The 24773-nt window shown below is 64.5% G+C and carries 26 protein-coding genes; 3 read left to right on the top strand and 23 right to left on the bottom strand.

Going from position 1 to position 24773, the window contains the following annotated elements; translation table 11 throughout:
* Positions 1 to 101: 101 nt before the first annotated feature.
* From E3U47_RS18530 to E3U47_RS18515, 4 genes are all read right to left on the bottom strand, one after another.
* Positions 102 to 662 carry a DUF1285 domain-containing protein gene (locus E3U47_RS18530; protein WP_134693126.1) on the bottom strand — a complete coding sequence of 187 codons (561 nt, stop codon included), beginning with the start codon at positions 660 to 662 and terminating at the stop codon, positions 102 to 104.
* An 11-nt stretch (positions 663 to 673) separates the two neighbouring features.
* Complete coding sequence (locus E3U47_RS18525) at positions 674 to 1279, bottom strand: DUF4823 domain-containing protein (protein ID WP_134693125.1); 606 nt, start codon at positions 1277 to 1279, stop codon at positions 674 to 676.
* Between the two features lie 67 nt (positions 1280 to 1346).
* A complete protein-coding gene (locus tag E3U47_RS18520) occupies positions 1347 to 2315 on the bottom strand; it encodes a GTP 3',8-cyclase MoaA (protein ID WP_134693124.1) in 969 nt (322 codons plus the stop codon).
* 185 nt (positions 2316 to 2500) lie between these two features.
* Positions 2501 to 3136 carry a TetR/AcrR family transcriptional regulator gene (locus tag E3U47_RS18515; protein WP_134693123.1) on the bottom strand — a complete coding sequence of 212 codons (636 nt, stop codon included), beginning with the start codon at positions 3134 to 3136 and terminating at the stop codon, positions 2501 to 2503.
* 73 nt (positions 3137 to 3209) lie between these two features.
* Between E3U47_RS18515 and E3U47_RS18510 the strand changes: the two genes are divergently transcribed.
* On the top strand, positions 3210 to 4343 hold the full coding sequence (locus E3U47_RS18510; RefSeq protein WP_134693122.1) for an aminotransferase class V-fold PLP-dependent enzyme: 1134 nt from the start codon (positions 3210 to 3212) through the stop codon (positions 4341 to 4343).
* Between the two features lie 281 nt (positions 4344 to 4624).
* Here the strand turns inward: E3U47_RS18510 and E3U47_RS18505 are convergent, their stop codons facing one another.
* The 12 genes from E3U47_RS18505 to E3U47_RS18450 form a co-directional block, all read right to left on the bottom strand.
* Positions 4625 to 5407 carry a TatD family hydrolase gene (locus tag E3U47_RS18505; RefSeq protein ID WP_134693121.1) on the bottom strand — a complete coding sequence of 261 codons (783 nt, stop codon included), beginning with the start codon at positions 5405 to 5407 and terminating at the stop codon, positions 4625 to 4627.
* 33 nt (positions 5408 to 5440) lie between these two features.
* Entirely contained in the window at positions 5441 to 6427 is a 987-nt protein-coding gene (locus E3U47_RS18500) for a DNA polymerase III subunit delta' (RefSeq protein WP_134693120.1), read from the bottom strand.
* Positions 6420 to 7052, bottom strand: coding sequence for a dTMP kinase (gene tmk / locus E3U47_RS18495; protein WP_134693119.1), 633 nt, complete (start codon positions 7050 to 7052; stop codon positions 6420 to 6422). The genes E3U47_RS18500 and tmk overlap by 8 nt, the downstream gene beginning before the upstream one ends.
* The gene (gene mltG / locus E3U47_RS18490) at positions 7049 to 8206 is read right to left on the bottom strand and encodes an endolytic transglycosylase MltG (protein ID WP_134693118.1); all 1158 of its coding nucleotides are present in this window, start codon (positions 8204 to 8206) and stop codon (positions 7049 to 7051) included. The genes tmk and mltG overlap by 4 nt, the downstream gene beginning before the upstream one ends.
* 3 nt (positions 8207 to 8209) lie before the next feature.
* Positions 8210 to 9025: an aminodeoxychorismate lyase gene (gene pabC, locus E3U47_RS18485; protein ID WP_134693117.1), complete on the bottom strand. Its 816-nt coding sequence runs from the start codon at positions 9023 to 9025 to the stop codon at positions 8210 to 8212.
* Positions 9025 to 10269: a beta-ketoacyl-ACP synthase II gene (gene fabF / locus E3U47_RS18480; protein WP_134693116.1), complete on the bottom strand. Its 1245-nt coding sequence runs from the start codon at positions 10267 to 10269 to the stop codon at positions 9025 to 9027. The genes pabC and fabF overlap by 1 nt, the downstream gene beginning before the upstream one ends.
* Positions 10270 to 10434: 165 nt before the next feature.
* On the bottom strand, positions 10435 to 10671 hold the full coding sequence (gene acpP / locus E3U47_RS18475; RefSeq protein ID WP_010223225.1) for an acyl carrier protein: 237 nt from the start codon (positions 10669 to 10671) through the stop codon (positions 10435 to 10437).
* Between the two features lie 204 nt (positions 10672 to 10875).
* Positions 10876 to 11616: a 3-oxoacyl-ACP reductase FabG gene (fabG, locus tag E3U47_RS18470; protein ID WP_134693115.1), complete on the bottom strand. Its 741-nt coding sequence runs from the start codon at positions 11614 to 11616 to the stop codon at positions 10876 to 10878.
* Positions 11617 to 11632: 16 nt separating this feature from the next.
* Positions 11633 to 12571 carry an ACP S-malonyltransferase gene (gene fabD, locus E3U47_RS18465; protein WP_134693114.1) on the bottom strand — a complete coding sequence of 313 codons (939 nt, stop codon included), beginning with the start codon at positions 12569 to 12571 and terminating at the stop codon, positions 11633 to 11635.
* Positions 12572 to 12719: 148 nt separating this feature from the next.
* On the bottom strand, positions 12720 to 13730 hold the full coding sequence (plsX, locus tag E3U47_RS18460; RefSeq protein ID WP_134693113.1) for a phosphate acyltransferase PlsX: 1011 nt from the start codon (positions 13728 to 13730) through the stop codon (positions 12720 to 12722).
* Between the two features lie 3 nt (positions 13731 to 13733).
* Positions 13734 to 13916, bottom strand: a complete 183-nt coding sequence (rpmF, locus tag E3U47_RS18455) for a 50S ribosomal protein L32 (protein ID WP_134693112.1) — start codon at positions 13914 to 13916, stop codon at positions 13734 to 13736.
* A 13-nt stretch (positions 13917 to 13929) separates the two neighbouring features.
* On the bottom strand, positions 13930 to 14457 hold the full coding sequence (locus E3U47_RS18450) for a YceD family protein (RefSeq protein WP_134693111.1): 528 nt from the start codon (positions 14455 to 14457) through the stop codon (positions 13930 to 13932).
* A 96-nt stretch (positions 14458 to 14553) separates the two neighbouring features.
* On the opposite strand from E3U47_RS18450, the gene E3U47_RS18445 reads away from it, so the two are divergent.
* Complete coding sequence (locus tag E3U47_RS18445; protein WP_134693110.1) at positions 14554 to 15132, top strand: nucleoside triphosphate pyrophosphatase; 579 nt, start codon at positions 14554 to 14556, stop codon at positions 15130 to 15132.
* Positions 15133 to 15506: 374 nt separating this feature from the next.
* Here E3U47_RS18445 and E3U47_RS18440 read toward each other — a convergent pair whose 3' ends face one another.
* The 3 genes from E3U47_RS18440 to rluC are packed head-to-tail and all read right to left on the bottom strand — an operon-like array spanning position 15507 to position 18132.
* Positions 15507 to 16493 (bottom strand): S49 family peptidase, encoded by a 987-nt coding sequence (locus tag E3U47_RS18440; RefSeq protein WP_134693109.1) that lies wholly within the window; start codon positions 16491 to 16493, stop codon positions 15507 to 15509.
* On the bottom strand, positions 16486 to 17175 hold the full coding sequence (locus E3U47_RS18435) for an HAD family hydrolase (protein ID WP_134693108.1): 690 nt from the start codon (positions 17173 to 17175) through the stop codon (positions 16486 to 16488). The genes E3U47_RS18440 and E3U47_RS18435 overlap by 8 nt, the downstream gene beginning before the upstream one ends.
* Before the next feature lie 3 nt (positions 17176 to 17178).
* The gene (gene rluC, locus E3U47_RS18430; RefSeq protein WP_134693107.1) at positions 17179 to 18132 is read right to left on the bottom strand and encodes a 23S rRNA pseudouridine(955/2504/2580) synthase RluC; all 954 of its coding nucleotides are present in this window, start codon (positions 18130 to 18132) and stop codon (positions 17179 to 17181) included.
* Between the two features lie 793 nt (positions 18133 to 18925).
* Between rluC and rne the strand changes: the two genes are divergently transcribed.
* Positions 18926 to 22165, top strand: a complete 3240-nt coding sequence (gene rne, locus E3U47_RS18420; protein ID WP_134693106.1) for a ribonuclease E — start codon at positions 18926 to 18928, stop codon at positions 22163 to 22165.
* 180 nt (positions 22166 to 22345) lie between these two features.
* On the opposite strand, the gene murB is transcribed toward rne, so the two are convergent.
* From murB to E3U47_RS18400, 4 genes are read right to left on the bottom strand one after another with little or no spacing between them, the layout of a single operon-like run.
* Positions 22346 to 23365: a UDP-N-acetylmuramate dehydrogenase gene (murB, locus tag E3U47_RS18415; RefSeq protein ID WP_134693105.1), complete on the bottom strand. Its 1020-nt coding sequence runs from the start codon at positions 23363 to 23365 to the stop codon at positions 22346 to 22348.
* A complete protein-coding gene (locus tag E3U47_RS18410; protein WP_134693104.1) occupies positions 23362 to 23826 on the bottom strand; it encodes a low molecular weight protein-tyrosine-phosphatase in 465 nt (154 codons plus the stop codon). Before E3U47_RS18410 ends, murB begins: the two co-directional genes overlap by 4 nt.
* On the bottom strand, positions 23826 to 24590 hold the full coding sequence (kdsB, locus tag E3U47_RS18405; RefSeq protein WP_134693103.1) for a 3-deoxy-manno-octulosonate cytidylyltransferase: 765 nt from the start codon (positions 24588 to 24590) through the stop codon (positions 23826 to 23828). Before kdsB ends, E3U47_RS18410 begins: the two co-directional genes overlap by 1 nt.
* Positions 24587 to 24772 (bottom strand): Trm112 family protein, encoded by a 186-nt coding sequence (locus E3U47_RS18400; protein WP_003247142.1) that lies wholly within the window; start codon positions 24770 to 24772, stop codon positions 24587 to 24589. Before E3U47_RS18400 ends, kdsB begins: the two co-directional genes overlap by 4 nt.
* Position 24773 lies beyond the last annotated feature (1 nt).

Below are 24773 nucleotides of genomic sequence, written 5' to 3'. Positions count from 1 at the left end.
GCTTAGAAGCAAAATCAAAAGCGGAGCAAGAGCAAGTGCAAGTGCAAGAAGTTGATATGGACGGGTATTTAAGGGGACAAGGTGGCTACCAAAGTAAATATTTAGCCAGCATGTCCAATAGGATAAAACTCTCCCCGACTCCACACCCCAAGCCAAACTTCCCCATCAATCACCCGCGGCACCGCCAACTCCACCAGTTGGTAAAACACATTACGGTGGATCAGCGCCTCGAGGTTGCCACGCATCAACACGTAGGGCGACGGCTCCTGGGTAACCGGATTGAGCTCCACACGCAGCGGATTCCCCGGCCCGGCCTCGACCTGGTCCTCGACGTTGCTGGTAAAACGCAACACCTGCCCCTCACCCTGCCCGTCAACGTCCAGCAACACGGCAACGAACGGCGCATCATCGACCCGGATGCCGACCTTCTCCACCGGCGTAACCAGGAAGTAGTCATCGCCATCCCGACGAATGATGGTGGAGAACAACCGGACCATCGGCTTGCGCCCGATCGGCGTACCCAGGTAGTACCAAGTACCATCGCGGGCAATGCGCATGTCGATGTCGCCGCAGAAATCCGGGTTCCACAAATGCACCGGGGGCAGCCCTTTATGCTGGGGAATCTGCGCCAGAAGATCGTTGGCCTTGCCCGAATCGGTCATCTCACCCTCGCTCAGCGACTCATGCCCAGAAGGCTACGAGCGTACTCGCGCATCGGTGCGGCAAGCAAATCCTGCGGGGTATTGTCGTGGAACGTCAACAAACCGCCGCGGCTCTTGATCCGCGCGGTGTCGATCAAGTAACGGGTGCTGGTCTCGATCAACATCATCTGCACGATACCGCTGTCCCAGCCCAGGCGGTCGACCGCCTGCTCGTCATACCACTCGTCGCCGTTACCAATACGGTCGTCGGTACGGGCGAAGCGGGTATAGAGCACATAGTCGGCCCCCACCGAGCGCGCCTCGGCGATGGCGTCTTCCAGGCCCAACGGGCCCTGGGCACGGCGCACCAGCGGGAAGTACTCGACGAAACTCTTGAACGCCTCCTCGGCCACCGCGTTCTGCCGCGGCTGCGGGCCCTTGCTCGGCGGCATGAAGGCACCCTGGCCGATGAAGATGAACGAGTCCGGCTGCAAACGGACCGACAGGGTACGGGTGGTGTCGCTATGATCCAGCAGGCCCGCGTCACTCATGTGGTAACGCACGCCCTCGCCCATATCGCTGACATTCATGCAGCCGCCCAACGCCATCAGCGCCAGCAGCAAGACCAGGCTACGCATCTTTCCTCCAGAGGCCGGTGACGAAAAACCGGCGAATAGCCGCCAGGATGCAGCTTTTGCGCCAGAGTCAGCCGCCGATCACCTTCATTACCATCACATCCCCGGAAAACGCCTGGTCCTGCTTGTCCGCCAAGGCTTTCACCAGCAACCGCTGCAAAGCCGGCAACGCCTGATGACGCGGTTTGTCGAGCAGGTCGCCGACATAGTGACGGTTGCTCGACGACAGGCAGCCATGCAGCCAACCAGTGGAGGACAGACGCAGACGCGAGCAGCTCCGGCAAAACGGCACGCTCTCGTTGGCAATCACGCCAAAGTGCCCCTTGCCAGGAATGCGATAACGCAAGGCCGTGGCATCCAAGGGCCGTGCCGCCTGCTCATAGGCGTACACCTGGCCGATCAGCGCCAGCAACTGTTCGAGGCCGACGAACTGTTGCACGAAGGCGTTGCGCTCACGGGCCAGATGGCCCATGCGCATCAGCTCGATGAAACGCAACTCGTAACCATGAGCCAGGCAATACTCCAGCATCGGCATGACCTGGTCGAGGTTCTGCCCGCGCATCGGCACCATGTTGACCTTGATTGCCATGCCGGCGGCACTGGCCTGTTCCATGCCCGCCAGCACGCTGGCCAAGTCGCCACCGCGGGCGATCCGGCGGAATGCCAACGGGTCAAGGGTATCGAGGGAGACATTGAGCCGGCGAATGCCGGCATCGCGCAGCAGCGGCAACTTGCGTGAGAGCAACTGACCATTGGTGGTCAGGCTGATGTCCTCGAGCCCGAGCTGGCCAACCGCCAGGAGAAACGCCTGCAACCGTGGACTGACCAGCGGCTCGCCGCCGGTGATGCGCAACCGTTCGATGCCAGCCGCCTCCACCAGGTACGCCACGCCACGGGCCAACGCATCCGCCGACAGTTCGTCCTGCGCCGCCACCAGGCGCTTGCCGTCGGGCACGCAATAGGTGCAGGCGTAGTTGCAGGCAGCAGTCAGGCTGACGCGCAGGTTGCGAAAACGCCTGCCTTGACGGTCGACGATCATGGGTGACTCCGGCATGGATGAATCGGGCCGGCAAAACCTGACTTATAAATCAGGTTTTTGCAAGCCCTGCCGGCGAAGAACGCTGTGTTCGCCAGCAAGGCTGGCTCTACAGGATCCAGGACGGGCCACAGGGTAGGAGCCGGCTTGCCGGCGAACACCGGCGCAGCCGGTGCTACATCGCGGCGTCAGTTGGCAGGCTCCGGATCGCGCTTGCGCTTGTTGCCCATGCGCACGCCGATATCCATGAGGAACTGGAAGAAACCTTCCTGATCTTCCAGCACATTGCTCCAGAACGGCGAGTGATACAGCGCCACCGCGCCATGGACCAGGGCCCAGGCCGCGCAGTAGTGGAAGTACGGCGGCACGTCCTCGAGCTTGCCTTCGCTGATCCGGCCCTTGATCAATTGCGTCAGACGGTCGAAGTTGGAGGCACGGATCTTATGCAACTGCTCGACCATTTCCGGCACCTGGTTGCCCTTGACCACCTTTTCTTCCAGACGGTCGAACAGCCGGTAGCGCTGCGGGTCGCGCATGCGGAACTCGAAGTAGGCGCGCGACAGGGCTTCCTTGTCGCGGTCGACGTCCGCCGAGTGCAACAGCTCGTTCAGGTCGCGCTCATAGTCGAGCATCAGGCGCAGGTAGATCTCCGCCTTGGACTTGAAATGCTTGTAGATCGTGCCTTTGCCGATGCCTACGGCGTCGGCGATCATCTCGACGGTGACACTGTCTTCACCTTGTTCGAGAAACAGCTTGAGCGCCGTGTCGAGGATTTCTTGCTCGCGACGACGAAACTCACGGACCTTACGAGGTTCTTTCTGCATAGGAAGGACTGGGATGACGATCGAAGCGGTTTATTATGCCTAAGTGGCGGCAAATTGCACGGATCTTCCAACCATGTCTGTGTTTCATGATGAGTTCGACCAAGCGCCGGGCCTGTGCTATCTGAACCACGCGGCCATTGCCCCCTGGCCACGCAGGGCCAGCGACGCGGTGGCCCGCTTCGCCCGCGACAACCAACGCCTGGGGGCCTGCGCATACCCAGCCTGGCTGGCCACCGAACGGCGCCTGCGCGAGCGCCTGGCGCGGCTGGTCAACGCCCCCGACAGCGCCGATATCGCCTTGCTGGGCAGCACCTCGCAGGCCCTGTCGCTAGTGGCCTTCGGCCTGACGTGGCAGCCTGGCGACCAGGTGATCATCAGCGCCGAGGAGTTTGTCTCCAACCGCGTGGTCTGGCAGGCCCTGGCCGAGCAAGGCGTGGAGGTGATCGAGGTAAGCCTCGCCGCAACGGCGCCGGAAGCCGCGCTACTGGCCGCCTGCGGCCCGCGTGCTCGACTGCTGGCGGTGAGCGCCGTGCAATACGCCAGCGGCCTGCGCCTGGACCTTGTCCACCTCGGCTTGGCATGCCGCCGGCAAGGCGTATTGTTCTGCGTCGACGCCATCCAGCAGGTTGGCGCCCTGCCCTTCGACGTGCAGGCCAGTCATTGCGACTTCGCCATGGCCGACGGCCACAAATGGATGCTTGGCCCAGAAGGCCTGGGGCTGTTCTACTGCCGCCGCGAACTGCGCCACCAGCTGAAACTGCACGCCTACGGCTGGCACATGCTCGAACACCTCGGCGATTTCGAGCGGCGCCAATGGCAGCCGGCCCACAGCGCGCGCCGCTTCGAATGTGGCAGCCCGAACATGTTGGGGGCCTGCGCCCTGGAAGCCAGCCTGTCGCTGCTGGAGGAAGTCGGCATGGCGGTCGTCGCCGACCAGCTGGCGCTGCGGGTCAACCAACTGCACGACGGCCTGGCGGCCATCCCCGGCGCCCAGCTACATAGCCCGGCTGATCCTGCTCGTCGGGCCGGGATCGTCAGTTTCAGCCTGGATGGCCATGCCAATGCCGACATTTATCGAACCTTGACCAACAATGGCGTGATCTGCGCGCAGCGCGGTCCGGGGGTGCGTTTTTCCCCACACTTCTATACCGATCAGCGCCTGATCGACGACGCACTACGACAGGTCCGGCAGATTGCCATGCGTTGAAGGCCCAAGGGCAGGCTGGCGTATTCCAAATCTGTTTAAAAAACGACCAATACGCGCTGGCGGGGCGCCAATCCTGACCAATACTTGAACTGTTGGCGCGGCGCATCCCCCCAAGTGGCGCGCCGATAAAGGTGCCCAGGGACCGTGTACCTTTGTTTTACTCCTAATGGTCTTAACCCGGATTCCCCCCCCAGAACCCGGGTTTTTTTTGCCCAGGTCACAGGCAGGCGCCAGCCTTGCTGGCGAACCAGGCATCGCGCTGGCTGGCCTGGAGGCGCTCCTCAGGCCACCCGCGCCAACGGGAACAAACGCTTGAAGTTCGCCGTGGTCTGCTCGGCCAACTGCGCATAGCTCACCCCGCGCAGCGATGCCACATACTCGGCCACGTCCCGTACATATTGCGGCAGGTTCGGCTTGCCGCGGTGCGGAATGGGGGCCAGGTACGGCGAGTCGGTCTCCACCAGCAGGCGGTCCACCGGTACCTGGCGCGCCACATCGCGCAACGCGTCGGCATTGCGGAAGGTGACGATGCCCGACAGCGAAATGTAGTAGCCCAGGTCCAGCGCGGCCTTGGCCATCTCCCAGTCCTCGGTGAAACAGTGCAGCACCCCCGCCTGGGGCAGGCTGGCCTCGCGCAGCAGCGCCAGGGTGTCGGCGCGGGCGGCACGGGTATGCACCACCACCGGCTTGCCGGTCTGCCGCGAGGCTTCCAGGTGCAGGCGGAACGACGCCTGCTGCAACTCGGCGGCTTCGGGCTCGTAGTGGTAGTCCAGGCCAGTCTCGCCAATGGCCACCACGTGCGGATGAGCCAGTTCGCGCAGTAGCCATTCCAACGCGGGAGTTTCTCCGGGCGCCAGGTCCAGCGGGTGCACCCCCACCGAGCAGTCGACATCGGCGTATTGCTCGCTGAGCGCCTTGACCGCCCCGGCGTTTTCGGCGCTCACGCCGATGCACAGGAAATGCCCCACCCCGCGCGCGCGCGCCGCCTGCAGGGCGGCATCGAGGGAGCCCTGGTGAGCACTCAGGTCAAGACGATCGAGGTGGCAATGGGAATCTACGAGCATGGCAACAGGACACACCTGAATGAACGATAGGAATCAACGCTGGCCGGGCAACTGCACCCAGTGGGCGAGCAAGGCTTCGAGCAGCAGTACACGGTTGAGGTTGGCCTTGTCCAGCACCTTCTGGCGCTGCTCGAGGATCCACGCCTGGAGCTCCAGCACCTTGGCCTGACGGCTCTTCTGCGCCAGGTACTGCACGACCTTGCGCATGTCGGCCAAGCCTAGTCCGTCCTCATCCTGGGTCAACTGATAGCGCAGGATCAGGTGCGCCCAGTCGCAGAACCAGTCGAACAGCAGCAGCAAGGGCACGCCATTCCAGGCCTCGGCCAACTGGCTGGGCGATTGCTGCTGCTTGAGCAACTTCTTCACCCCGTCGGTGACCAGCGCCCGCTGTTCGCGCACACCCTGGGCCTGCAAGCTGAGCGCCATCAGTGGCGAGCCGGCGGCCAGGGTCAGCAGCTCTTCGCGTGCCGGCTCGTCACTGTCCGCCAGCGCGCCAGCCAGCCAGGCGCGGCTCTGGGCCAGGCTTGGCTGCGGACAGGCCACTTGCTGGCAGCGGCTCTTGATGGTCGGCAACAGGCGGCTGGGCTGGTGGCTGACCAACAGCAGCACGGTGTCGCCCGAGGGCTCCTCGAGGCTCTTGAGCAGGGCGTTGGCGGCATTGATGTTCATCGCCTCCACCGGCTCGATCAGCACCACCTTGCGCCCGCCCTGCTGGGCGGTCTGCACCACGAAGGACACCAGCTCGCGGACCTGGTCGATCTTGATCGGCTTGTCGGCTTCCTCGGGCTCCAGGATGAAGTTGTCCGGGTGGCTGCCGGCCTTGAGCAACAAGCACGACTTGCACTGCCCGCAAGCCTCCAGCCCTTGGGGCTGCTGGCACAGCAGGCGCGCCATCAGGCGCTCGGCCAGGGCGCGCTTGCCGATACCCTGCGGCCCGTGCAACAGGTAGGCATGGGCGTGCTGGCCACGTCCGGCCAACTGCTGCCAAAGCGCCTGCTGCCAGGGGTAGGCTTCAGCCACGGCAACGCTCCAGGATGCCGGGCACCAGGGCATCGATCGCCCGCTGCACCGCGGCCAGCGGCTGCGCCGCGTCCAGCAGGCTGTAGCGCTGCGGCTGCTGGCCGGCGCGCTGCAGGTAGGCCTGGCGCACCGCTTCGAAGAAGGCCTGGCCTTCCTGCTCGAAACGGTCCAGTCGGCCACGGGCCGCTGCACGGGCCAGGCCGACTTCCACCGGCAGGTCGAACACCAGGGTCAGGTCGGGGCGCAGTTCGCCCTGGACGAAAGACTCGAGGATAGCGATGCGCTCGACTGGCAGCCCGCGCCCACCGCCCTGGTAGGCGTAGGTGGCGTCGGTGAAGCGGTCGCACAGCACCACCGCGCCGCGAGCCAGCGCCGGACGGATCACCTGCGCCAGGTGCTGGGCACGAGCGGCGAACATCAGCAGCAATTCGGTATCGACCGCCATGGCCTCTTCGCTCGGCGCCAGTAGCAGCTCACGAATGCGCTCGGCCAGCGGCGTGCCCCCCGGTTCGCGGGTCATGACCACATCGATGCCCTGCTCGCGCAGGCGCGCCGCCAGGTACTCGCGATTGGTGCTCTTGCCCGCGCCTTCGGGGCCTTCCAGGGTGATAAACAAACCGCTCACGAGTGTTCCTTAGTGTCGTCTGGCGCAGGCTCATCGGCCGGCGCGGATTCATCGGTGGGCGCTGTCGGCTCAGCCTCGGGCGCTGGCGCGGCGCCGTTCTGCGGCGCGGCGGGCTGGCCCTGTGGCGCGGGGCTCGAGCGATAATCGGCGCGACGCTTGAGCTGGAACTCGCGCACGGCGCTGTTGTGGTCGTCCAGGTCGTCGGAGAACACATGGCTGCCATCGCCGCGGGCGACGAAGTACAGGCTCGAGCCGTCGCTGGGGTTCAGCGCGGCATGGATCGCCTCGCGGCCGACCATGGCGATCGGTGTCGGCGGCAGGCCGGTCATCGTGTAGGTGTTATAGGGCGTCGGTTCGCGCAGGTCGGCGCGGGTGATCTTGCCGTTGTAGCGCTCGCCCATGCCATAGATCACGGTCGGGTCGGTCTGCAGCATCATGCCCAGGCGCATGCGCCGCACGAACACACCAGCGATCTGCCCGCGCTCCTGGGGGATACCGGTCTCCTTCTCCACCAGAGAAGCCATGATCAACGCCTGATACGGGTCGCGATACGGTAGGTCGGTGCTGCGCTCGGCCCACTCCTTGGCCAAGACTTCATCCAGGCGCATATAGGCCTGCTGCAACAGTTCGACATCGCTCATGCCCCGCACGAAGCGATAGGTGTCGGGGAAGAAGCGGCCTTCGGGGAACACCCCGGTGTGGCCGAGCTTGTCCATCACCTCGGAGTCTGACAGCCCCTCGAGGGTGTGCTTGAGCTTTTCATGCTTGGCGACTGCGGCACGCACCTGGCGGAAGGTCCAGCCCTCGACCAGGGTCAGGTTGTACTGCACCACGTCGCCACGCTTCCAGGCATCGAACAACTGCCCCACGGTCATGCCTGGGGTCACGCGATACTCGCCGGTATGCAGCGGCGTACCGGCCATGTTGAAGCGCCAGTAAAGACGCAGCCACAGCGGATCATCGAGCAGGCCTTCGCTCTGCATGCGGTAGAACATGCGATTGGGCGTCGTGCCGCTGGGCACGTCGAGCAGGCGCTCCTGCGCCACTTGCAGGGGCTGTTCCAGGACCGCGTTGACCTTCCAGGCGGCCCAGCCCAGTGCCAGGCCGGCGATGATCAAGCTCATTTCCAGCAGCAGCAGGAATTTGCGTCTCACGAATCAGGTATCCAGTAACGTACGGGCAACGGCCTGCAGTTTACGGGTGAGTGGTCCCGCCGGCCAGTTCAGCACGGCGATTTCGCGTACAGGCCAGATGCCGTAGACGCTGTTGCAGACAAACACCTCGTCAGCCTGCTCCAGCATCTCGAACGGCAAGTCCCGTACCTGCACGGGGATGCCCAGCAGCGCGGCCTGCTCCAGCAACGCCGCGCGCATCACCCCGGCCACGCCGCAACGGCTCAGGTCGGCAGTCAGCAGCACGCCATCGCGCACCAGGAACAGATTGCTGTACACCCCTTCGATTACCCGCCCTTGGCCGTCACGCATCAAGCCTTCGGCCAATGTGCTGTCCTGCCATTCGGCCCGAGCCAGCACCTGCTCGAGGCGGTTGAGGTGTTTGAGCCCGGCCAGCAGCGGTTGTTCCGCCAGCCGTGTCTGGCAGGCGAACAGGCGTACACCTTGTTCTGCGTTTGCAACGGGATAAACGGGCAAGGGGCTGCCCTGGAGAATGCGCCGCGCCTGAGCACCCGCGACCGGAGCATAGCCGCGCTGGCTATCACCACGGGTCAGGATCAACTTGGCGACGCCCTCACCCAGTAGCTGGGCGAATTGCAACAGTTCATTGCGCACAAGCGCCAGATCGACCTCGATCGCCAGACGCTGACATCCCAGCGCCAGACGATCGAGGTGCAGGGCGAGCAGGCTGGGCCTGCCGCCGCGCACGGCAATGGTCTCGAACAGGCCGTCGCCATAGGCCAGGCCACGGTTCTGCAGGTTGACTGCAGCCGCGTCCTGGCCGTCGATCCAACTGTGCATCAGTCGGCGAACCGGCGGAATACCAGCGAGCCGTTGGTGCCACCAAAGCCGAAGGAGTTGGACAGCACCACATCGATCGGCATGCTGCGCGCCTGATGCGGCACGAAGTCCAGGTCACAGCCTTCGTCCGGCTCGTCCAGGTTGATGGTCGGCGGCGCCATCTGGCTGTTGATCGCCAGGACGCTGAAGATCGCTTCCACCGCGCCGGCGGCACCGAGCAGGTGGCCGGTCATCGATTTGGTCGAGCTGACCGCCAGCTTGTAGGCGTGATCGCCGAACACGCGCTTGATCGCGGCCACTTCGGCCACATCGCCGGCCGGCGTCGAGGTGCCGTGGGCGTTGATGTAGCTGACGTCCTCGGGCTGGATGCCGGCATCGCGCAGCGCGTTGGCCATGCAGCGGGCCGCGCCTTCGCCAGAATCGGGCGGCGAGGTCATGTGGTAGGCGTCACCGCTCATGCCGAAACCGACCAGCTCGGCGTAGATGGTCGCGCCACGGGCCTTGGCATGCTCGAGCTCCTCGAGCACCAGGGCACCGGCACCGTCGGACAATACGAAGCCGTCGCGGCCCTTGTCCCACGGACGGCTGGCACGGGCCGGCTCGTCGTTACGGGTGGACAGCGCACGGGAGGCGCCGAAGCCGCCCATGCCCAGGCCACAGGCGGCCATTTCGGCACCGCCGGCAATCATCACGTCGGCTTCGCCGTAGGCGATGTTGCGCGCGGCCATGCCGATGCAGTGGGTGCCGGTGGTGCAGGCGGTGGCGATCGCGTAGTTCGGGCCTTGCAGGCCAAGGTGGATCGACAGGAAGCCGGAGATCATGTTGATGATCGAGCCCGGCACGAAGAACGGCGAGATCCGCCGTGGCCCTTGCTCGTGCAGGGTGCGGCTGGTCTCTTCGATGTTGGTCAGGCCACCGATGCCCGAGCCCATGGCCACGCCGATACGCTCGCGGTTGGCGTCGGTAACCTCAAGGCCGGCGTTGCGCACCGCCTGGAAACCGGCCGCCAGGCCGTACTGGATGAACAGGTCGAGCTTGCGGGCCTCTTTGGCCGACAGGTACTGCTCGACTTCGAAGCCTTTCACCGAGCCGCCAAAACGGGTGGAGTAGGCAGACAGATCCGTATGCTCGATCGGACCGATGCCACTGCGGCCAGCCAGAATGCCCTGCCAGGTGCTCGGTACATCGGTACCCAGTGGCGACAGCATACCCATACCAGTGACCACGACGCGTCTACGCGACACAGTACTCTCCTCATTTTCTAATAACAGAGTCTCTTGCCAGTGCACTGGCAGCGCCAATGGCCTGGCAACAGACTCCGGTGTTCATTGCATAGCTTGCAAAGAAAAAACCGCACGCCGGCGACGGCAGTGCGGTTTTTCCCGACAAGAAGCGTCGACTGGAACGTCTTAGGCCTGGTGGCTGTTGACGTAGTCGATAGCGGCTTGAACGGTAGTGATCTTCTCGGCTTCTTCGTCAGGGATTTCGGTCTCGAATTCCTCTTCCAGAGCCATCACCAGCTCAACGGTGTCAAGCGAGTCGGCACCCAGGTCCTCAACGAAGGAAGATTCGTTCTTGACTTCCTCTTCCTTGACGCCCAGTTGCTCGGCGACGATTTTCTTGACGCGTTCTTCGATGGTGCTCATACCTAGTTTTCACTCCTAATGGACATATGTCAGGCAGCTGGCCGGTGACCAAGTTTATAGGAAGACGCCTGCTTTTCAAGCGTAACGCGCCTTCCACCAAGTCACCCGGCCCGCTGTCCGGAATCTGGTTGCAGCTTTATAACGGATTTTAGGCTCGGAGTATGACTCTTTTTTGAACCGATCCGTCACATTGAGTTGCGGATTTTACATGTACATCCCGCCGTTCACCGGCACGGTAGCGCCGGTGACGTAGGCTGCGCCGTCGGAAGCCAGGAAGGAAACCACCTTGGCGATCTCCTCGGCCTGGCCCAGGCGACCCAGCGGAATTTCCTTCTGCAGGGCCTCGCGCTGCGCTTCTGGCAGCTCGCGGGTCATATCCGTGTCGATAAAGCCTGGGGTCACCGAGTTGACGGTGATGCCGCGCGAACCCACTTCACGGGCCAGGGCACGGCTGAAGCCCTCAAGGCCGGCCTTGGCGGCGGCGTAGTTGGCCTGGCCGGCGTTGCCCATGGCACCCACCACCGAACCGATGCTGATGATACGGCCCCAACGGGCCTTGGTCATGCCGCGCAGCACGCCCTTGGACAGACGGTACAGGCTATTGAGGTTGGTATCGATCACGTCGAACCATTCGTCGTCTTTCATCCGCAGCATCAGGTTGTCGCGGGTGATACCGGCGTTGTTGACCAGAATGGCTGGCGCGCCAAACTGCTCGCCGATGGCGCCCAGCACCTTGTCGACGGACTCGGCGCTGGTCACGTTCAGTTCCATGCCGGTGCCCTGGATGCCGTGCTCTTTCAGGGTGGCGGCGATGCGCTCGGCGCCCGAGGCCGAGGTGGCGGTACCGATGACGATGGCGCCCTGGCGGCCCAGTTCGAGGGCGATGGCCTGGCCGATACCACGGCTGGCGCCGGTGACCAGTGCAACTTTACCTTGCAGGCTCATGCAAGCTTCTCCGAATTCAAGCCAGCGCCGCGCGGGTGGCGGCGACGGCGTCTGGGGTGTTGAGGTTGTAGGTGGTCACGCCGTCGGCGCAACGCTTGTTCAGGCCAGCCAGGACCTTGCCCGGGCCGCACTCGACCAGGTTGACCGCGCCGCGCGCAGCCAGGGCCTGCACGCACTCGACCCAGCGTACCGGCTGGTACAGCTGCGCCAGCAGGTCCTGCTTGAGGGCATCGAGGTCGGCGGCGATGGCCGCGGTGACGTTCTGCACCACCGGGATCTGCGGCGCTTTCCATTCGATGGCGTTGACCGACTCGGCGAAGCGCTCGGCGGCCGGCTTCATCAGGGCGCAGTGCGATGGCACGCTGACCGCCAATGGCAGGGCACGCTTGGCGCCCTTGGCCTTGCACAGCTCGATGGCACGATCGACCGCAGCCTTGTTGCCGGCGATGACCACCTGGCCCGGCGAATTGAAGTTCACCGCGCTGACCACTTCGTCTTCGGCGGCTGCGGCGCAAATCTCGACCACCACGGCGTCGTCCAGGCCAAGGATGGCGGCCATGGCACCATGGCCGGCAGGTACGGCCTCCTGCATCAGCTGGCCACGGCGCTCGACCAGGCGTACGGCATCTTTGAGCGACAGGCTGCCAGCGGCGACCAGGGCGCTGTATTCACCCAGGCTGTGCCCGGAAACGAAGGCAGGCTGCGCGCCGCCCTCTTCCAGCCACAGGCGCCACAGGGCGATGGAGGCGGTCAGAATGGCCGGCTGGGTCTTGTCGGTCTGGTTGAGTTGTTCTTCCGGGCCTTCCTGGACCAGTTTCCACAGGTCGTAGCCCAGGGCCTCGGACGCTTCCTTGAAGGTCTCGACGATTACCGGTTTTTCGGCGCCCAGCTCTGCGAGCATGCCCAGCGACTGGGAACCTTGACCAGGAAAGACGAATGCGAGGGATGCAGACATTGAACAAGCCCTTATGATCTTGTCGTCGGATAGGGTGCGCCAGGCCGCGGGCCAGACGCGCAATCTGAAAGCTTGGATGGAACGGCGGACCAAGCGGTCACATTTAAGCACTTCATCGCGGATATGCCTAAGACCTGTTTTGGCCGCATCACGGCAACAAGTCCTCGAGACGCCCGTGCAGGCGCTGCGGCAGGTTCTCCTGGATCTCGATCAGCGCCCGCTGGATCGCACTCTGCAAACCCTGCACGCCCGCCGAGCCATGGCTCTTGATGACGATGCCCTGCAAGCCCAAAAAACTCGCGCCGTTATGCCGCGCCGGCGCCAGATCGGCCTGCAGACGCTTGAGCAGCGGCATGGCCATGGCCCCAGCCGCCCTGGCCAACAGGCCACCACGGAACAACGCCTCGACGCGCGCAGCGATCATGGTGGCCAGGCCTTCGCTGGACTTGAGCAGGATATTGCCGACGAAACCATCGCACACCACCACGTCCGCCTCGCCACGGTACAACCCGTCACCCTCGACGAAGCCGATGTAGTTCAGCCCCTGGGCGTTCTGCAACAGACTGGCGGCCAGCTTGACCTGCTGGTTGCCCTTGATGTCCTCGGTACCGATATTGAGCAGCGCCACCCGCGGCCGATGCACGCCCAGGGCCTGGGCGGCCACCGAGCCCATCACGGCGAACTGGTAGAGGTTGTCCGCGCTGCAGTCGACGTTGGCGCCGAGATCAAGCAACTGGCAGTAGCCGGCCTGGGTCGGGATCGCCGCCACCATCGCCGGGCGATCGATACCGGGCAAGGTCTTGAGCACGAAACGCGACAAGGCCATGAGCGCGCCGGTATTGCCGGCACTTACGCAGGCCTGAGCCTTGCCATCGCGCACCAGTTCGAGGGCGATGCGCATCGACGAATCAGGCTTGCCCCGCAACGCCTGCGATGGCCGCTCGTCCATGCCGATCACTTCGCTGGCCGCGACAATTTGCAGGCGCGCGCGATCCGCAGCCGCAAGGCCGCTGACAAGATCTTCAAGGAGGGAGGGTTGACCGACGAGGGTCAGGTGCAGCGAGGGAGTAGCCGAAAGGCAGGCAATGCTAGCCTGGACAATGCTGCGGGGACCGAAGTCCCCGCCCATTGCGTCGATCGCGATGATCTGAGCGGACAAGGATTACTCGTCGGCGCCCTTGTCGATCACTTTGCGACCACGGTATACGCCTTCTGGCGATACGTGGTGACGCAGGTGTACTTCACCGGTGGTTTTCTCTACCGACAGGGCCTCGGCCGACAGGGCGTCGTGCGAACGGCGCATGTCACGGGCAGAGCGGGATTTTTTGTTCTGCTGAACAGCCATAATTGATTAACTCCTAAACGTTTGGGTCACGCTTTAACTGCGCCAATACACTGAACGGGTTGGACCGCGATACCTCGTCCTTGCTCGGCTCGGGCTCATCGAGTCCCGCCGGCTGCTGGCATTCTTCCGGATGATGAGCAGGCACGATCGGCAGGGCGAGCAACAGCTCTTCCTCGATCAGCGCCTGCAGATCCAAAGGATCTTCGCCCAGTTCCAGCACGTCATAGCCTTTCGGCAACGACTGGGTGTTCGCACCCTCCTTCACCACGGCGTATGTACATTCGCTGTGGATCGGCAGGGTGACCAGCTCAAGACAACGCTGGCAAACCATCTTGACCTCGACATCCAGCTCACTGTGGATAACCACGACGTGCTGTTCATCTCGTTCAAAATCGAACTTCGCCTGCACCGTACCGACATTGTCGGAAAGCGGGTCGCAGAGTCTTTCCAAATCAGCGAGCTGCAGCGAACCTTCGAGGGTTACGCCACGATCAGCCAATTTGCGCGGGTCAACGTGAGGTGGAATCGGGTCATTCAACATAGGCGCAGCATTCTAGGGATGCACCCCCTCCCTGTCAAAGGAAATTAGGTGGCATCTCGCATGTTAGAATTCGGGTCAATTGCCCAGGAGTCTACCATGCTTCCCCTGTTACTGGCTTCCAGCTCGCCCTACCGCCGCGAACTGCTCACCCGCCTGCGCCTGCCCTTCACCTGGGCGAGCCCCGACCTTGACGAACGGCGCCTCGATGGCGAGCCCGCCGTCGAGCTGGTCCGCCGCCTGGCCCGACAGAAGGCCGAAGCCTTGGTCGTCAGCCACACCAACCACCTGATCATCGGCTCCGACCAGGTGGCGGTACTGGGCGAGCAGATCCTCGGCAAGCCCCACACCTTCGAACGCGCCTGCGAGCAACTGCTGGAGGCCAGCGGGCAGCAGGTCACCTTCCTCACCGGACTGGCACTGCTGAACAGCGCCACCGGCCACTGCCAGGTCGATTGCGTGCCGTTTACCGTAACGATGCGCGAGCTGGATCGGGAGCGCGTGGAGCGCTACGTGACGGCCGAGCAGCCACTGGACTGCGCCGGGAGTTTCAAGGCGGAGGGGTTGGGAGTGAGCCTGTTCCAGAGCACCCACGGCTGTGATGCCACGAGCCTGATCGGGCTGCCATTGATTCGGCTGGTGGACATGCTGCACAAGGAAGGTGTGCAGGTGCCTTGAGGATCAGGCCTTTTACAAGGTCGCTGGGCGCGGGAGCTATAGACTGAGCCAGGACCCAACAAGTGCCCGACGTAACCCTTGCAGCGCCTATCAGATCGAGCGCCGCCCACGCGGCGCATCGCGACGCAAGGCCGCTCCTACATCTGTTTCGGGCCAGTCAATCCTGCGCCATTACCGGGTCCGCCTTGTTTGCACGACGCGGCTTCAGTGTGGGCACCTCTGCCGCTCCGCCCGTCTCAAGACAGGCACCAAGGCGGACAACCATGGCCTGACAGGCTTGGTACGTTGCAACAAATGTAGGAGCGGCCTTGCGGCGCTCGACCTCATAGACACTGCAACTCCAACGCCGAACACCTTGAGCGATACGACTCAGCTCAACGCAGCGAAGGCCCCTGGAACCCCATATACAGCGCCAGGCGCTCGGCCACACTGGCGCCAATGCGCTTGGAGAACCGATCGAACGGCGACTCCTGTACGGTGAAGTCCACCAATTCCTTCTCGCCGATGATATCGCGGGCGACATAGCTGGCGCTGCCAAGCCCATCCACCAACCCCAGCGCCTTGGCCTGCTCGCCGGACCAGATCAGCCCGCTGAACAGCTCCGGGTGATCCTTGTCCTTCAAGCGCTCGCCGCGCCCCTGCTTGACCATGGCGATGAACTGACGGTGCGTGGTATCCAGCACACCTTGCCAGAACGCGGTCTCCTCGGGCTTCTGCGGCGAGAACGGATCAAGAAACGCCTTGTGCTCGCCCGCCGTATAGGTACGACGCTCCACCCCAAGCTTATCCATGGTCCCGACAAAGCCATAGCCGGCGGCGGTGACACCGATGGAACCGACCAGGCTGGCCTTGTCGGCATAGATCTCGTCAGCGGCACTGGCAATGTAATAGGCCCCGGAAGCCCCCAGGTCGGCGATTACCGCATACAGCTTGATCGCCGGGTATTCGGCGCGCAGGCGGCGGATTTCATCGTAGATGTAGCCCGACTGCACCGGGCTGCCGCCTGGGCTGTTGATGCGCATCACCACGCCCTTGGTCTTTGGATCCTTGAACGCTTCGCGCAGGCTCTTGACGATATTGTCGGCGCTGGCCGGCTCCTGATCGGCGATCACACCGCGCACTTCGACCAGCGCGGTATGACTGGCACTGCGCGAGGCGGCCTTGTCGACATCCATCAACGGCGTGAACAGCGCCAGGATGCCGAACAGGTAAACAAAGGTCAGCAGCTTGAAGAAGATCCCCCAGCGCCGCGCCCGACGCTGCTCCTGCACACCCGCCAGCAAGGTCTTCTCGAGCAGCTTCCAGCTCTTGCGCTCCTCGCCACCCTCCTCGGACTCAGGTGCTTTCCATTCGTCAGCCATGTTCACCTACCTTGGAAATTGCTATGCGCGAACTGGCAAGCCATTCGCGCAGTTGGGAAAAATGCTCGATGCACAACTGCGGGCCAAACTCGGCCAGCGCCTGCAACGGCATGGCGCCATAGCCCACTGCCACCGAGTGCATGCCAGCATTGCTGGCCATCTGCAGGTCGAAGGCCGAGTCTCCGACCATCAGTGCCCGCCTGGGTTCGACCCGGCAATGACCGAGGATTTCCTCGAGCATCAGCGGATGCGGCTTGCCGCGGGTCTCGTCGGCGGCGCGGGTGATATCGAAGTAGCCTTCCCAGCCGTTGGCCTTGAGCACCCGATCCAGGCCACGCCGGGCCTTGCCGGTGGCCACCGCCAGGCGGTAGCCCTCGGCACGAAAGCTCTCCAGCGACTCGACCACGCCCTCGAACAACGGCGAGGGCTGCTGGTCCAGGGCCATGTAGACGTCGGCGTAATGCTGGCGCAAGACCTGGACCTGCGCCTCGTCCAGGTGCGGATACAACAGCCCGATCGCCTCGCTCAGCGCCAGGCCGATGATGCCCTTGACCGCCGCATCGCTGCAGGGCGCTTCACCGGCGCGCTCGGCGGCAGCATGCATGGCCTCGACAATCCGCCCGATGGAGTCGGCCAGGGTACCGTCCCAGTCGAAGATCAGCAGGTCATAAGGTTTACCCATGGTTCAGGACGCCAGCCGCTCGATGGTCTTGGCCCACACCTCGTCCACTGGCGCCTCGAGCTTGAGCTCGCCGCCGTCGGGCAGCGGCACGGTGAGCTGGTAGGCATGCAGGAACAGGCGTTTACCGCCCAGTTCGCGAATCTCGCGCGTGAAATCCTCGTCGCCGTACTTGCTGTCACCGGCGATCATGTGTCCGGCGTGCAAGGTGTGCACGCGAATCTGATGGGTACGCCCGGTGATCGGCCGCGCCTCGACGATGGTGGCGAATTCGCCGAAGCGACGCAGCACGCGGAACATCGTCAGCGCCTCCTTGCCTTCGTCGTTGACCTCGACCATGCGCTCGCCGGAGCGCAGGTTGCTCTTGAGCAAAGGCGCGTTGACCTGTTTCTTCGAGGTCGGCCAGTGGCCGCGCACCAGCGCCATGTAGCGCTTGTCCACGCCATCGCCGCGCAGGGCAGCATGCAGGTGGCGCAACATGCTGCGCTTCTTGGCGATCATCAGCAGGCCGGAGGTGTCGCGGTCCAGGCGGTGCACCAGCTCCAGCTCCTTGGCGTCTGGGCGCAGCTGGCGCAGTGCCTCGATCACCCCGAAGCTCAGGCCGCTGCCGCCATGCACGGCGATGCCGGCCGGCTTGTTCATCACGATCAGCGCCTTGTCTTCGTAGACGATGGCCGCTTCCAGGCGCTGCAACAGCCCCTGGGCGACCGGCGCCGGTTCGTCGCGCTCCGGCAACCGGACGGGCGGTACCCTCACGATATCGCCGGCCTGCAGCTTGTACTCAGGCTTGATCCGACCTTTGTTGACCCGCACCTCGCCCTTGCGCAGGATGCGGTAGACCAGGGTCTTGGGCACGCCCTTGAGGGCCGTGATGAGGAAATTGTCGATGCGTTGGCCGGCAAGCTCCGGCGGGACTTCGATCAGCTGAACGCCGGAAGTCGGGGGGGTATTGGTCGTCATGGCGGGATCATAACAATTTTTTATGGAATTGAAGCACTTAATCATTACTGCTATAGTCGCGAACGCCGCCAAAAGCGGCAGGCCAGCGGCAACAGGCTCTACGCCGGCCCTGACCATCGCAATTCCGAGGACGCGAGGCCGTCCTACGGAGCGTTCGCCAGTTTAATGAATGCCTGGAATCGCCACCAGCGCTGTGTAGAGAAGACCGAAAAAAAACGACAAGTGCGGTGTTTCACCTGCTTACCCGCTTCTTTTCGCCGTACCTCTGCCCGCCACCGTCGTCTCCGCGCATTTGGGCAAAGTGCTCCGGAAATACCTGCCTTGGACATGTTATGGCGCCAGCCCGGTATGGGCTGGCGAAAAATGCAACCCGTTGCGGATTCAGCGCGCGGCAGCACCCGAATTTTCAAGGGATACGTGCAGGGTGGAGATGCACAGCCCTCGGACCGTGTGGCACCGCGTCCAGCCAGCGCCCGATGCACGGGCAATGAGCGGACAAGGTCCTGAGCAGACGCCCTCGTGGCGTCCACGGACGACCGGTTGATTCCTCCTCCTGACTGAGTGCACCAGGCCCGCTCGGTTGATTCGGATCACGTTCGAAGAGCTCGACAGGCCTTTTGGCACCATGAAACAGGACGCGTCGTCGCGACAACGGCAGGCTGGGCAACCGGCTGGTGCCGAACGTCGCCAGACACGGGGGTGGCCCGCCACCCTTTGCGCACCTAGGCACCGACCATGAGAAGTCGTGTGTGCCGAACGCCGTTTCCGGCAGCCCGGAAACCGACGGTACAACATGAAAAGAATGCTGATTAACGCAACTCAACCCGAAGAGTTGCGTGTAGCCCTGGTGGACGGCCAACGCCTCTACGACCTGGACATCGAGTCCGGTGCCCGTGAGCAGAAAAAGGCCAACATCTACAAAGGCAAGATCACCCGGATCGAGCCCAGCCTTGAAGCCGCCTTCGTCGACTTCGGCTCCGAACGTCACGGCTTCCTGCCGCTGAAAGAAATCTCCCGCGAATACTTCAAGAAAGCCCCTGAAGGCCGGGTCAACATCAAGGAAGTGCTGAGCGAAGGCCAGGAAGTCATCGTCCAGGTCGAGAAGGAAGAGCGCGGCAACAAAGGCGCCGCCCTGACCACCTTCATCAGCCTGGCCGGCCGCTACCTGGTGCTGATGCCCAACAACCCGCGCGCCGGCGGCATCTCCCGCCGCATCGAAGGCGAGGAGCGCAACGAGCTGCGCGAAGCGCTGAACGGCCTCACCGTTCCAGGCGACATGGGCCTGATCGTGCGCACCGCGGGCCTGGGCCGCAGCAGCGAAGAAATGCAGTGGGACCTCGACTACCTGCTGCAGCTGTGGACCGCCATCAAGGAAGCCTCGCTGGATCGCACCGCGCCGTTCCTGATCTACCAGGAAAGCAACGTCATCATCCGCGCCATCCGCGACTACCTGCGCCAGGACATCGGCGAAGTGCTGATCGACAGCATCGACGCCCAGGAAGAAGCCCTGACCTTCATCCGCCAGGTGATGCCGCAGTACGCCAGCAAGGTCAAGCTGTACGAAGACAGCGTGCCGCTGTTCAACCGCTTCCAGATCGAAAGCCAGATCGAGACCGCCTTCCAGCGCGTCGTCGACCTGCCATCCGGTGGCTCGATCGTCATCGACCCGACCGAGGCCCTGGTCTCCATCGACATCAACTCGGCGCGCGCCACCAAGGGCAGCGACATCGAGGAAACCGCGCTGCAGACCAACCTGGAAGCGGCCGAGGAAATCGCCCGCCAGCTGCGCCTGCGTGATATCGGCGGCCTGATCGTCATCGACTTCATCGACATGACCCCGGCGAAGAACCAGCGCGCCGTCGAAGAGCGCGTGCGTGAATGCCTGGAAGCCGACCGCGCCCGCGTGCAGGTGGGCCGCATCTCGCGCTTCGGCCTGCTGGAGATGTCGCGCCAGCGCCTGCGCCCGTCGCTGGGCGAAAGCAGCGGCATCGTCTGCCCGCGCTGCTCGGGCACCGGCATCATCCGTGACGTCGAGTCGCTGTCGCTGGCGATCCTGCGCCTGATCGAGGAAGAAGCCCTGAAGGACCGCACCGCCGAGGTGCGCGCCCAGGTGCCGATCCCGGTGGCCGCCTTCCTGCTCAACGAGAAACGCAACTCGATCACCAAGATCGAACTGCGCACTCGCGCGCGCATCATCATCCTGCCGAACGATCACCTGGAAACCCCGCATTTCGAAGTCCAGCGCCTGCGCGACGACAACCCGGAAGTGCTGAGCAACCAGTCCAGCTACGAGATCGCCGCCGCCGAAACCGAAGAAGCGCCGCAGCCGACCGCCACCCGCACCCTGGTGCGCCAGGAAGCCGCGGTGAAAACCGCGCCGGCCCGCGCCAACGCGCCGCAGCCCAGCACGGTCGAAGAGCAGCCAGCCGCGCCGGTCGCGCCGGTCCAGCACGTTGCCGAGCCAAGCCTGTTCAAAGGCCTGGTGAAGTCGCTGGTCAGCCTGTTCGCCGGCAAGGACGAACCTGCCGCCGCCCCTGCAGTGAGCACCGAGAAGCCTGCCACCGAGCGCCCTGCGCGCAACGAGGAGCGCCGCAACGGTCGCCAGCAGAGCCGCAACCGCAATGGTCGCCGCGACGAAGACCGCAAGCCGCGCGAAGAGCGCAGCGAACGTGCTCCGCGTGAAGAACGTGCCCCTCGCGAAGAGCGTGCTCCACGTGAAGAACGCGCCCCACGCGAAGAGCGTCAGCCACGCCAGCCGCGCGAAGACCGCCGTGGCAACCGCGAAGAGCGCGTGCGTGAACTGCGCGAGCCGCTGGACGCCACCCCTGCCGTCGCCCGTGAAGAACGCCAGCCACGCGAAGAGCGCGTAGCCCGCGAAGAACGCGCCCCACGTGAAGAACGCCAGCCACGCGAAGAGCGCGTGGCCCGCGAAGAACGTGCACCACGCGAAGAGCGCGCCCCGCGCGAAGAACGCCAGCCACGTGAAGAACGCGCACCGCGTGAAGAACGCGCACCGCGTGAAGAGCGCGCGCCACGCGAAGAGCGTGCCCCGCGTGAAGAACGCCAGCCACGTCCGCCGCGCGAAGAGCGCCAGCCGCGCCCTGACGAGCAGGTTGCCGAACAGGCCGCCGAGCTGGTCGAAGAGCAGCTGCCGAACGAAGAGCTGCTGCAGGACGAGCAGGAAGGCGCCGATGGCGAGCGTCCACGCCGCCGCTCCCGTGGCCAGCGTCGTCGCAGCAACCGTCGTGAGCGCCAGCGCAACGCCAATGGCGAGCTGATCGAAGGCGGCGACGAAGACGCCGGCGAAGAGCAGCAGCCACAGCAGCACCAGGCCACCGAGCTGGGTGCCGAATTGGCCGCTGGCATCGCCGTCACCGCCGCCGTTGCCACCAGCAACATCAGCGCCGAAGCCGACGCCGAAGCCAACCAGCAGGCCGAGCGCGCCACCGCGGTGGTCGAGCAAACCCAGGTCGAAGCCGTCGAGGTGGTCGCCGAACAAGCCGAGCAGGTCGAAATCGCCCCGGCGGTCGAGCAACCTGTCAGCGAGCCGGTCGTCGTCGTCGAGCCAAGCATCGAGCCCGTGGTTGAAGTCGCGCCACATCCAGTGATCGAGCAAGCCGTCGCCGAGCAGCCTGCTACCGCTGTCCCAGCCCCTGCTGAACCTGCAGTGGTCGAACCAGCCCCTGTGGTTGAAGCCGGCGAGATCGAGCAGGCCCAGGTTGTCGAAGCGGCCGAAGTCGAGGCCCCCATTGCCGAGCAGCCTGCTCCGGTGGCCGAAGCCCAGCCTGAAGTCGTCGAAGCGCCAGTCGCCGAGCCTGCTCCAGTGGTTGCCGAGCAGACCCCGGTCGAAGCGCCGGTCGAGCCCGCTACCGTCATGCTGTCCAACGGCCGCGCGCCGAACGACCCGCGTGAAGTGCGTCGCCGCAAGCGTGAAGCCGAAGCCGCAGCCGCCGCTGCTGCCCAGGCCGCTGCCGAAGCAGCCCCGGCACAAGCGCTGGAAACCGCCGATGAGCACAAGCCTCAGCACGGTTGATAGCAACGGCTGAATGAAAAAGCCCCGCCAGTGCGAACTGGCGGGGCTTTTTCTTTGCCGCTGTCGTATCAAGTACATCTTTGGCCTGGCTCGCCAGCAAGGCTGGCTCCTACCTCAAATCACCCCACCCTGCAGCAGCCGGCCTTGCCGGCCTACCAGCCCACGCGGTGCTGGCACTGGTCAGTACAGGTTCGGTTCCATCTCCAGCGCTACCCCGAACCGCTCGAGGATATCCGCCTGGATACGCTGCGCCAGCCCATGCAACTGCGCCCCGCTCGCCTGGCCATAATTGACCAGCACCAGCGACTGCAAACGGTGCACGCCGGCATCGCCATCGCGATAGCCTTTCCACCCCGCCTGCTCGATCAGCCAGCCGGCCGCCAGCTTCACCTGGCCATCGGCCTGTGGGTAAGCCACCACGCTCGGATACTGCGCACGAATCCGCTCAACCAGCGCCGCCGACACCACCGGATTCTTGAAGAAGCTTCCGGCATTGCCCAGCTCGGCCGGGTCCGGCAGTTTTTCCCGGCGGATACTGCAGATCGCCTCGCTGATCGCCTTGGCCGTCGGTTGCTCGACACCCTGCTCCAACAAACGCTGGCGCACCGGACCATAGTCCAGATGGGCATGCAGCGAACGGCTGAGGGCAAAACGCACGCGCAGGATCAGCCAGCGTCCGGGATTGCGCTTGAACACGCTATCGCGGTAGCCAAAGGCGCACGCTTCCAGGGAAAAATCGCGCAGCTCACCGGTCTGCCGGTCCAGCGCGGTCAACCCGGCGAACACGTCCTTGATCTCCACGCCATAGGCACCGACGTTCTGCATCGGCGCGGCGCCCACCGTGCCGGGGATCAGGCTGAGGTTCTCCAGCCCGCACAAGCCTTGCGCAAGGCTCCACTGCACGAACGGATGCCACGGCTCGCCGGCCTCGGCCTCCACCACCACGCGCTCGCCATCGTCGCTGAGCAAGCGTCGACCACGGCTGGCCATGTGCAGCACCAGGGCCTCGACATCGCGGGACAGCAACAGGTTGCTGCCGCCGCCGATCACCAGCACCGGCACCTGCCGCTCGGCGGCCTGGGCCAACGCATCACGGGCCTCGTCGTCGTCATGGGCCTGGGTGAAATAGCGGGCACTGACATCGATGCCAAAGGTGTTGTAGGGCTTGAGCGACACCCGCTCTTGCCAATGCGCCGTCATAGCCGCCCCTTGATTTCCACGACCAGCTCGCGGCAGGCCGCCTCGATCAGGTCAAGCACCTGCTCGAAGCCCTCGGCGCCGCCGTAGTAAGGGTCTGGCACTTCGTCCAGGGCCGCGCCGTAGCGGCGCAGGAACAGGTCGAGCTCGCCACTGGCCGCATGCGGGCGCAGGGCCTGCAGGTTACCGAGGTTGCTCTTGTCCATGGCCAGGATCAGGTCGTACTCGTTGAAATGCGCCGCCTTGACCTGCTGCGCGCGCTGGCGCGAGAGGTCGTAGCCACGCGCCAGCGCAGCCTTGCACGTACGGCTGTCGGGGGCCTTGCCCACGTGCCAGTCGCCGGTGCCGGCCGAGGCCACGTGCACCGCTTCAGCCAGCCCGGCAGCCTGCAACTGATGGCGTAGCACGCCCTCGGCAGTGGGCGAACGGCAGATATTGCCGAGGCAGACGAACAGGACGCGCATCAAGCCTCCAGCAAGCGCCGTACGCGCTCCAGGTCTTCAGGGGTGTCCACGCCCACGGCCGGGGCCTCGATGGCATCGGCAACGTGGATGCGCACGCCATGCCACAGGGCACGCAGTTGCTCCAGCGACTCGGTCTGCTCCAGCCAGCACGGGCCCCAGGCGACGAAGTCCTGGAGGAAGCCCACGCGGTAGGCGTACATGCCGATATGGCGACGGTACGGCACATCCTGTGGCATGCGCTCGCGGTCCGCGGCGAAGGCATCGCGGGCCCAAGGCAGCGGGGCGCGACTGAAGGTCAGGGCCAGGCCGTGCTTATCGCTCACGACCTTCACTGCATTGGGGTTGAAGATGGTTTCCGGAGCGTGGATCGGCTCGGCCAGGGTGGCGATGCCGGCCTCGGGGTGCGCGGCGAGGTTGGCCGCTACCTGGTCGATGATCACCGGCGGAATCAGCGGCTCGTCGCCCTGCACATTGACGATGATGGCATCGGCGGCCAAGCCCAGTTGGGTGGCCACTTCGGCCAGGCGGTCGGTGCCCGACTCATGGTCGGCGCGAGTCAGCAGCACTTCGGCGCCGAACGCCTGGCAGGCCTCGACGATGCCGGCATCGTCGGTGGCGATGACCACCCGCGCGGCACCGCTCTTGCGCGCTTGTTCCCACACATGCTGGACCATCGGCTTGCCGGCGATCGGCAGCAATGGCTTGCCCGGCAGCCGCGTGGAGCGCAGCCGGGCGGGGATCACCACGGTGAAGTCCAGGCTCATTTGTCCAGGCGCTCGTCGTCGGTCAGGGTGCGCGCCTCGCTTTCCAGCATCACCGGGATGCCGTCGCGGATCGGGTAGGCCAGGCCCGCGCCCTTGCTGATCAGCTCGGTCTTGTCGGCGCTGAGCTTGAGCGGGCCCTTGGTGATCGGGCAGGCCAGGATATCGAGCAGTTTGGTGTCCATG

Origin of the sequence: Pseudomonas sp. RIT623, assembly GCF_004519305.1 — a bacterium.
Taxonomy (GTDB): Bacteria; Pseudomonadota; Gammaproteobacteria; order Pseudomonadales; family Pseudomonadaceae; genus Aquipseudomonas.
This window is presented reverse-complemented; position numbering and strand designations above follow the sequence as displayed.